The sequence below is a fragment of the Streptococcus handemini genome, assembly GCF_040984445.1.
In the GTDB taxonomy this organism is placed as follows: Bacteria; Bacillota; Bacilli; order Lactobacillales; family Streptococcaceae; genus Streptococcus; species Streptococcus handemini.
Genome location: NZ_JBFRYH010000098.1, coordinates 1 through 4935 on the forward strand (window position 1 = coordinate 1; position 4935 = coordinate 4935).

A 4935-nucleotide genomic window follows, 5' to 3' on the forward strand; every position below is an offset into this window, starting at 1 on the left:
CCCCTTTCAAGTATTTTTCTTGTTCGTTCAGATTGCCATACTTGATGACCTCAAGCCGTTTCTGTTCCTCTGTGACCTGTTTATCAAGCTCTATCATACCTTGAAAGCGTTCAGCGTCATTCGTTGGAAAGTAATAGCCTGGTGTATTGTTCCGCAAGATTCCGATGGGGATTTGATAGCGAACTGTTAACCGTTGTACAATCTCCCTGATAGCTCGCTCGCTTAGTCCTGTAATTGCCTGTATTTCTCTGTTTGTGATAGGGCGCTCGCTCCCTTTGGGGATAAGCTCAAGTACTCGCCTATAATTGCTTGGTAGTGTCTTTTCTGCCATTCGTACCCCCTAATTGTAGTATCGTCCCTGCGCTTGGATATAAGCCCCATAGTTCGCATTTTGTAGCTTCCTAGTATCTTTATCCGTTGGCTTCTTTTTGGGCTTGCTATCAAGCCGAAAATGCCCCACATTGCGCCATAGAAACATGTTCACGATGACTAGGATAATCACCAATATTATTTTTTGTTCAATCGGTAAATTGATTTCATCTATTGCCATGTCTGCGTTTCCTTTCTTGTCTGATTCCTGCTATCTTACCCATTTGAAAGACGTGTAAAATGGCGTATCTTTTACTATTCATTCTTTCATGAGCTTGACGGAAGCAATTGATAACTCCTACATCTTCGATATTTAACTCATGCTTATCTGCTATATTACTTAGTTTCTGAAAATCCATCTTTTGCCACCCTTTCAATAAATTCACAATGCTCACTTGCCAACCTGTTCAAGTCATCCATGGCTAGGTTGATAATGTCCGCATAGCCCTCTTTTGAGGCGATAAAGCCATAATAACCCTCATCACTTTTTTTAGTATTTTCCAGCCATCGCCTGACAATATCTAAAGCGCTGACCGCTGTCATCATGTCGCTTGTTAAGCTCTCATAGTTATCTAGTATTTGGTCTGGTGTCATTTGCTTTCTACTCCTTTTTTGTGTATCATTCTTCGTCAAATCGCTAAACAAAGCCGTATAACTGCAATGTCAGCGCCTTTTTTGTTTACTATACAATCTTTTTTGTGATATAATGAAGTTACTAAAATCCCTTTTATAACGGCTTGCCTGCCTGTTATTCGTATTTTAGTTTTTTGGTTCTAAAGGCTTGATAGTTTGGTCGCTTTCTAAGCCTTTTTTTGTTGCCGTTTTTTTACATCTACTTCATGATGGATTTTATCTTCCAAGCGGTGGAAGTTCTTGCTAAAGTCCTCTTTACTCATTTCCCCATGCCAGTATTGACTAATGAGAGCAAGAGAGCGCTGATATAGTCTTGGTAGTTGTTCAACCATTGCCGCCAACCTCCTGCCATGGTAGGGTGAATCCTGCCTGTTCCTCGTAGAGCTTGGCAAAGTCTACGGCCGACTTTTGTAAGCTGTTCAAAATCTTATAGCGCAACTGTCTAGCCTTGACCCTGTCACTTGCTTTCAGTTGTCCGGACTGTAAATCATCTTCCAAGCCGTACAAGTCACGAACCAAGAACCATGATTGCAAGCGTCCTAGTTCGTTTTCTTTGATAACTACATCATTTTTCATAGTCCTAGGGGCTAAGATTTTGATATTAGTATAGTTTTTATCGTAGCGGATTTGTCCCGCTCTTTTCTTTTGGTTTAGCTTTTGCGTGATGTCTCGTCTAGATAGAAAATCCAGCTCCTCCATAATTGCCGAAAGTGTCAGCTCGCCGTGCTTGTCCTCTATCTCATAAAGGCGCTCAATTGTGAAAATTCTTTCCCTGCGTGTTTTGGTCATTGTTGTTTCCTCCTTTTTGGTTTGCCTGCCGTGTGTTGTTCCTGTTTGGTCGCTCTCCTTATTTTTCTTCTAGCCAATCCATAACACGGTTATAGATCCGCCGTGGTGCGTCATAGTCGCCGTTCTCCACTTTTGCAAGCGTAACATGAGTAATTCCCAGCTTTTCGGCTAGTGCCTTGGCTGTAATGCGGTCAATCGCTCGCTTGACCCGTACACGCTCCGCCATTTCTTCTGTAATCAGCATGCGTTTACCTCCTTTTCTAAAATATAGGCAGACGGTGAAAGGGTGAATAGATTGAGTGCCTGCCCAACAGTTATAGAAAAACTATATTTTTATAACTGTGATTTGATAATATCATAGTTTTTCTATACAGTCAATAGATAAAATGAAAAAAAGTTATATTTTTTCTATACTTTCTTAAAAAATAGTTGTATAATCATAGATGAAAGGTAGTAAAATCATGAATAGATTGAAAGAATTACGCAAAGAAAAAGGCATAACTCAACAAGAGTTAGCCGATGAGATTGGAATAACCAAACTATCTGTATCTAATTGGGAAACTGGAAAACATGACATCAAATCTGACAAAGCCCAAACGCTGGCGGATTATTTTGGGGTGAGTGTAGCGTATTTGTTGGGGTATGAGGATAATTTTAGAGAAAAGGTAAATAAATTAAAAAACTCTAAAAATTATGATGATGACTACTATAAGACATTTAGAGCGTATTATGAATTGAAAGTAGCTGACGGACAAGAATTTTTTTTAAGTTTAAAGACTGAAAAACATCTTGAAATGCTGCGACAAAATATCTTAAAATCCATCATTCCAAATATCGAAACTCTAACTACTTCTGAATTAAAAGAAATTCTAACAGACCATACCATGTTAAATGCAGTAGAATATAAATTAAATGATTTCTTTTTTTCTCTAACTTCCTTATTTCCTGATGAAGAAGAATTGTTAATCAATTTTATATTTCTTTCTGCAGAAGATAAAAACAATATTTTAAACTTAGTCAAATCATTATCAAAGAAAGGAATTTAACCATGACTACATTTGTTGCGTTAGATGTTGAAACTGCAAATAGTTCTAGAGGTAGTATTTGTTCAATTGGGTTGGTTAAATTTGTCAATGGTGAAAAAGTTGATAGTTTTTACCATCTAATCAATCCAGAAGAAGAATTTAGTAGCAGAAATATTAAAATACATAAAATCAGACCTGAAGATGTAACAACCGAACCTACATTTCCCGAACTCCGCCCTAAAATACTTGAATTTATTTCAAATCTCCCAGTTGTTGCACATAATGCAAGATTTGATATATCTGTATTAAAAGCGGTCTATATAAAATATCATTTAGATTTTGACCCCATTTTCTATTTTTGTAGTTATCAGGTTGCTCAAAATTTGCTTCCAAATATAGAAAATTATAAATTAAATAACCTATCAGACTATTTCAATATCTCACTAAATCATCATAACGCCTTATCAGACGCTGAAGCTTGCGGACTACTTTTTTTAAAGCTCATGGAGCAACAGCAACAAAATGATATAGAAAAACTTTTAAAGTTGGCAGGGTATGAAGAAATGGGGTTGTTAGGTATCAAAGGTTTCACCAAAAAACGAAAATCTAGCTATACCAATACACCTATAAGAGATGTATCTCAACATACTTTTAAAGAAAAGACAGACAACAATATACAAAAACATTCAAATAAACAAAGCGTCTGGAAAAACATTTTACAAATTCTAGGGATTAAATAGTGACAGGTCAAGTCTGCGCTGTTGCGGTCAATGATAAGTCTTATCTGACAAAAGTCTATACAGAAGCCAATTGCCTGCGCTTGGTTTCCCTCAATCCAAAATATGACGATATTATCATCGACTTCCCGCCGTCATCAGATACCCACATCAAAATATATGCCGTGATTGGCTCTGATAAGGTGGTGCAGGGTTAGGCTATGGAAAATTTCCGTAGAGGAAAAGCCAGAAAGGAAAAATCAGCATGCTAGAAAAAGTAGAACGCTTAATAGCTGAAATCAACCGTATACATCTTGCTTTCTCACAAGATTATTTTGAAACGGGAAAAATTGAAAAAGTAAATTTAAAACACACCTTTGCCAAAGTGCCCGTACAGGCGATACTTGACTATCGTCTAAATTTACATGAATCCATTAATGATTATCTGATGAAAGCAGACGTAAAAGATATCCCATATGTGTATCGTGTCAAAACCTCTGAAAGCATATTAGACAAGATAGAACGATTTTCAGAAAGACAAGTCGGCTACCCCGTTAATTCCATTCTAAATGATATTTTTGGCGCTCGTATCATTCTTACATCGGCAGATATTACGTTGGTTATGGAAAAATTAGACGACTGGAAAGAGCAATTTGGGCTGAAAAATTGGTACTTACGGGACAAAGATAACTACACGGGCATTCATGTCTATTTCAAAAATAAAAGCAATTACTATTATCCGTGGGAATTACAAATATGGGACGAAAAAGACGTTGACCGAAACATTGAAAGCCATAGACTATATAAACGCAATTTTGTATAACCCCCACCCGTTGCGCATGGTTTCGCCATGTACCAAAATTGGAAAACAAAAAAAGGCGTAGCAAAACGCTACACCCCAAAGGATTATAAAAAATATTTTTTCTCGTGCAAATATTTTTATTTATTTTGGGATTGCTCCCAATGACTATATTATATCACAAATCCTAAAACTGTACCAGTACAGATAGAAAGAAAAAGAATGAACTATAAACCAAAATACTTAGATGACTCCGCAAAATAAGGAGTCACCCAACCTAGTACAACTTTCTTTCAAAATTGGAAAACAAAAAAAGGCGTAGCAAGCGCCACGCCTTCGGTAGATTAGAAAAGCAGCCAATCATCGGGAATGTTCCCGATGACTATATTATATCACAATTCCCAAAACTGTACCAGTACAGATAGAAAGAAAAAACATGACATATAAACCAAAATACTTAGATGATATACTGGTCCGCATGGCTTATCACTCCAGCGGTATAGAGGGGAATACTATTTCACTCCCTGAAACAGTCAGCATTATCATTGAAAACAGCCTACCAGGTAACCACAAGAGCATTAGAGAATTTTATGAGATTGAAAAC

10 protein-coding genes and 1 pseudogene are annotated in these 4935 nt (G+C 37.0%); 5 read left to right on the top strand and 6 right to left on the bottom strand.

Annotated elements, in window-relative coordinates; all coding sequences use genetic code 11:
• The 6 genes from ABPH35_RS10340 to ABPH35_RS10365 form a co-directional block, all read right to left on the bottom strand.
• On the bottom strand, nt 1–331 hold a 331-nt coding region (locus ABPH35_RS10340), incomplete at its 3' end, for a DNA-binding protein (protein WP_368849800.1).
• A gap of 9 nt (nt 332–340) precedes the next feature.
• Nucleotides 341–550 (bottom strand): hypothetical protein, encoded by a 210-nt coding sequence (locus ABPH35_RS10345; protein ID WP_368849801.1) that lies wholly within the window; start codon nt 548–550, stop codon nt 341–343.
• A 155-nt stretch (nt 551–705) separates the two neighbouring features.
• On the bottom strand, nt 706–963 hold the full coding sequence (locus ABPH35_RS10350; protein WP_368849802.1) for a hypothetical protein: 258 nt from the start codon (nt 961–963) through the stop codon (nt 706–708).
• Between the two features lie 206 nt (nt 964–1169).
• The gene (locus tag ABPH35_RS10355; RefSeq protein ID WP_368849803.1) at nt 1170–1334 is read right to left on the bottom strand and encodes a hypothetical protein; all 165 of its coding nucleotides are present in this window, start codon (nt 1332–1334) and stop codon (nt 1170–1172) included.
• Nucleotides 1327–1791 (bottom strand): hypothetical protein, encoded by a 465-nt coding sequence (locus tag ABPH35_RS10360; RefSeq protein ID WP_368849804.1) that lies wholly within the window; start codon nt 1789–1791, stop codon nt 1327–1329. The genes ABPH35_RS10355 and ABPH35_RS10360 overlap by 8 nt, the downstream gene beginning before the upstream one ends.
• A 58-nt stretch (nt 1792–1849) precedes the next feature.
• Complete coding sequence (locus tag ABPH35_RS10365; RefSeq protein WP_368849805.1) at nt 1850–2035, bottom strand: helix-turn-helix domain-containing protein; 186 nt, start codon at nt 2033–2035, stop codon at nt 1850–1852.
• Nucleotides 2036–2252: 217 nt separating this feature from the next.
• Here ABPH35_RS10365 and ABPH35_RS10370 point away from each other — a divergent pair, with 217 nt between their 5' ends.
• The 5 genes and pseudogenes from ABPH35_RS10370 to ABPH35_RS10390 all read left to right on the top strand — a co-directional run.
• Nucleotides 2253–2837 carry a helix-turn-helix domain-containing protein gene (locus ABPH35_RS10370; RefSeq protein WP_368849806.1) on the top strand — a complete coding sequence of 195 codons (585 nt, stop codon included), beginning with the start codon at nt 2253–2255 and terminating at the stop codon, nt 2835–2837.
• 2 nt (nt 2838–2839) lie between these two features.
• Nucleotides 2840–3556, top strand: coding sequence for an exonuclease domain-containing protein (locus ABPH35_RS10375; protein ID WP_368849807.1), 717 nt, complete (start codon nt 2840–2842; stop codon nt 3554–3556).
• Nucleotides 3553–3750: a S24 family peptidase gene (locus tag ABPH35_RS10380; RefSeq protein ID WP_368849809.1), complete on the top strand. Its 198-nt coding sequence runs from the start codon at nt 3553–3555 to the stop codon at nt 3748–3750. Before ABPH35_RS10375 ends, ABPH35_RS10380 begins: the two co-directional genes overlap by 4 nt.
• 47 nt (nt 3751–3797) lie before the next feature.
• Nucleotides 3798–4355 carry a GTP pyrophosphokinase gene (locus ABPH35_RS10385; protein WP_368849808.1) on the top strand — a complete coding sequence of 186 codons (558 nt, stop codon included), beginning with the start codon at nt 3798–3800 and terminating at the stop codon, nt 4353–4355.
• Between the two features lie 412 nt (nt 4356–4767).
• A pseudogene (locus ABPH35_RS10390) lies at nt 4768–4935 on the top strand (Fic family protein); the annotation flags it as partial.

Coding starts and splice junctions, on each gene's coding strand:
- ABPH35_RS10355 (WP_368849803.1), bottom strand. CDS start 1,334: ATGGTTGAACAACTACCAAGACTATATCAGCGCTCTCTTGCTCTCATT.
- ABPH35_RS10345 (WP_368849801.1), bottom strand. CDS start 550: ATGGCAATAGATGAAATCAATTTACCGATTGAACAAAAAATAATATTG.
- ABPH35_RS10370 (WP_368849806.1), top strand. CDS start 2,253: ATGAATAGATTGAAAGAATTACGCAAAGAAAAAGGCATAACTCAACAA.
- ABPH35_RS10385 (WP_368849808.1), top strand. CDS start 3,798: ATGCTAGAAAAAGTAGAACGCTTAATAGCTGAAATCAACCGTATACAT.
- ABPH35_RS10375 (WP_368849807.1), top strand. CDS start 2,840: ATGACTACATTTGTTGCGTTAGATGTTGAAACTGCAAATAGTTCTAGA.
- ABPH35_RS10365 (WP_368849805.1), bottom strand. CDS start 2,035: ATGCTGATTACAGAAGAAATGGCGGAGCGTGTACGGGTCAAGCGAGCG.
- ABPH35_RS10350 (WP_368849802.1), bottom strand. CDS start 963: ATGACACCAGACCAAATACTAGATAACTATGAGAGCTTAACAAGCGAC.
- ABPH35_RS10360 (WP_368849804.1), bottom strand. CDS start 1,791: ATGACCAAAACACGCAGGGAAAGAATTTTCACAATTGAGCGCCTTTAT.